The 3164-nt window shown below is 69.8% G+C and carries 2 protein-coding genes; both read left to right on the forward strand.

Annotated elements, in window-relative coordinates; translation table 11 throughout:
- Window positions 1–504: phosphopantetheine-binding protein (locus tag ABZ027_RS43075; protein WP_356778569.1), on the forward strand; the 504-nt coding region annotated here is incomplete at its 5' end.
- Window positions 501–3164: amino acid adenylation domain-containing protein (locus tag ABZ027_RS43080; protein WP_356778571.1), on the forward strand; the 2664-nt coding region annotated here is incomplete at its 3' end. The genes ABZ027_RS43075 and ABZ027_RS43080, both read left to right, overlap by 4 nt.

The raw sequence follows: 3164 nt of genomic DNA on the forward strand, positions 1-3164 counted from the left end.
CTGGTCGGCTACGTCGTACCCGCCCACGGCCCCGGCACCGCACCCGGCGACGAACTGAGCACCTACCTGACCCAGTCGCTGCCCGAGTACATGGTGCCCTCGGTGTTCGTCGAACTCGACACGATGCCCTTGAACGCCAACGGCAAGGTCGACCGCAAAGCCCTGCCCACCCCCACCCACCACACCGACCAGGCCGGGCGGGTCGCGCCGCGCAACGGCGTGGAGGAGCGGATCGCCGAGCTGTGGGAGGACGTCCTCGGCACATCTGGGTTCGGCGTTAACGACAGCTTCTTCAAGGTCGGCGGCAACTCCATCCTCGCCATCCGCCTGATCGCCGCCCTGCGCGGCGAGTACGAGATCGACCTCCCGGTCCGTGCCCTCTTCGAAGGGCCGACCATCGCCGCGCTCGCCGACTCGGTCGAGACCTGCATCAGAACCGAAATCGACATGATGTCCGACCGAGACGTGGCGGACTCGATGCTGCCGAAGGAGCAGAACCGATGAGCAACGGGGGCCACGAATCCAAGGCCGTTCCTTCCGCCGCGGGAACCGACCGTGAGGAACTGCTGCGCCGACGACTGGCCGGCCGTCGGACGGGCGGCCGCCGCTCGGTGATCCAGAAGGCCGACCGCAGCGCGCCCCTGCCGCTGGCCGCCGGGCAGCAGCAGATGTGGTTCCTCAGCCGCCTCGACCCGGACAGCACCGAGTACCTGATTCCCCTCGTGGTGCGCCTGCACGGCGCACTGGACGCCTCCGCGCTCAGGCGCGCCCTGGGCGAGATCAGCGCACGGCACGAGGTCCTGCGTACCCGTTACGCGATGACGCCGGACGGACAGCCGGTCCAGATCGTCGACGAGCCCGCCGAGTCGGCCGCCGTCCTGACGGTGGAGCAGGTACCCGGCGGCTCTCCCGCCGAGCGTGAGCGTCGGCTGACCGCGCTGGTCGCGGCGCACACGGCAGCCCCGTTCGACCTGGAGACCGACTGGCCTTTGCGGGCCCGCATGTTCCGCCTCACCGAGAACGACCACGTCCTGTGCCTGGTCTTCCACCACATCGCCTGTGACGCCTGGTCCACCCGCATTCTGCTGACCGAGATCAGCGCCCTGTACGGCGCCTTCACCGCCGGGCGTCCGTCCCCGCTGGAGCCGCTGCCTGTTCAGTACGCGGACTACGCGGCCTGGCAGCGCGAGCAGCTGTCCGGCGATGGCCTCCAGCGGCAGCTCGCGCACTGGCGCACGGCACTGGACGGCGCGGCCCCGACCGAACTGCCCACGGACCGGCCCCGTCCGGCAACGCGGAGCTACGCGGGCGCCGAGGTGCTCTTCGACTTCCCCGCCGAGCTGCCTCAGGCGGTGCGCGAACTCGCCGCCGTGCAGGAGACGACTCCGTTCACGGTCATGATGGCCGCCTTCCAGGCGGTCATCGCCCGCAGCACCGGGCAGAGCGACATCTCCGTCGGCACGGTCGTCTCCGGCCGCGCGCGGCCGGAGCTCCAGTCGCTGATCGGCTACGGCATCAACAGTCTGGTCCTGCGCGGGCACTGGGACGAGGACACCGACCCCGCCTTCACCGACCTGCTCGACCGGACGCGTCGCACGGTCCTGGACGCCTTCGACCACCAGGACGTGCCGTTCGCCCAGCTCGTGGACGAACTCCAGCCGGAGCGCGACCTGTCGCGTACGCCGCTGTACCAGATCGCGTTCACGATGCACGAGTCGCGGCTGGACGCCGTCGACCTGCCGGGCCTGCGCGTCGAGCCGTACTACGGTGGCGCACCGGTGGCCAAGTGCGACCTGACCCTGCAGGTCGAGGAGTCGACCGATGGCTCGTTCCACGGGCGTGTCGAGTACGCGAGCGCCCTGTTCGACCGGGAGACCGCACAGCGCACGGCCCGCCATTTCCTGCAGCTCCTCCAGAGCGCCGTGGCCGCTCCGTCCACTCCGATATCCCGGCTGAGCATGCTCGACCCGGCCGAACATGCCATCGTCAGCGGAAGCCTCGACGGACATGTTCCGTCGGCTGCGGTGGAGCGGTGTGTGCATGAGATCTTCGCGGAGCGTGCCGCGGCGACGCCGGACGCGGTCGCGGTGATCGCCGGCGACGTGGAGCTGACGTACGCGGAGCTCGACGCGCGTGCCAACCGGCTGGCGCATCACCTGCGTTCGCTGGGCGTGGGCCCGGAGTCCCTGGTGGGTGTGTGTCTGGAGCGCGGCCCCGACCTGATGCCGACCCTGCTGGGCGTACTGAAGGCGGGTGCCGGATACCTGCCGCTGGACCCGGCGAACCCGGCCGACCGGTTCGGGTTCGTACTGGCGGACGCCGGTGCACGGGTCGTGGTCACCACCGGCGAACTGGTGTCAGTCCTGGACGAGGTCTTCGACGGTGAACTGGTCGTACTGGACCGGGACGCCAAGACGATCGCCTCCCGCCCGCAGACCGCACCCGAGACACCGGCCGCACCGGACAACATCGTCTACGTCATCTACACATCCGGCTCCACCGGCCGCCCCAAGGGCGTCACCCTGACGCACACCCAGGTGGTGCGGCTGCTGCAGACGGCGCAGGAGCACTACGGCTTCGACCAGGGCGATGTGTGGACGATGTTCCACTCCTACGCCTTCGACGTGTCGGTGTTCGAGATGTGGGGTGCCCTGTTCCACGGCGGGACCCTCGTCGTCGTGCCCCGGGAGGTGACACGTTCACCGGAGGACTTCCTGGACCTCCTGGTGGAACACCGGGTCACGGTCCTGTCCCAGACCCCGACCGCGTTCCGCTCGCTGGTGGCGGCCGCGGGCCACAACGACCCCCGCATCGGGCAGTTGTCCCTGCGCGCGGTGATCTTCGCGGGAGAGAAACTCGAGGTCGGTGAGCTGCGTCCGTGGACGGACCGGCTGGGCCTTGACACCCCGCAGCTGGTGAACATGTACGGCATCACCGAAACCACCGTCCACACCACCTACTACCGCATCAGCGACGAGGACTTCGATCCGGCTGCCGCCAACCGCGTCGGCTACCCCCTCAGCGACCTGCGGGTCTACCTGCTGGACCGCTTCGGCGAACTGGTGCCGCTCGGTGTCCCCGGAGAGATCTACGTCGGCGGGCCCGGCGTGGCCCGCGGCTACCTCAACCGGCCCGAACTCACCGCGGAACGCTTCGTTCCCGAC

Source organism: Streptomyces sp. NPDC006332 (assembly GCF_040612855.1).
Lineage (GTDB): Bacteria > Actinomycetota > Actinomycetes > Streptomycetales > Streptomycetaceae > Streptomyces.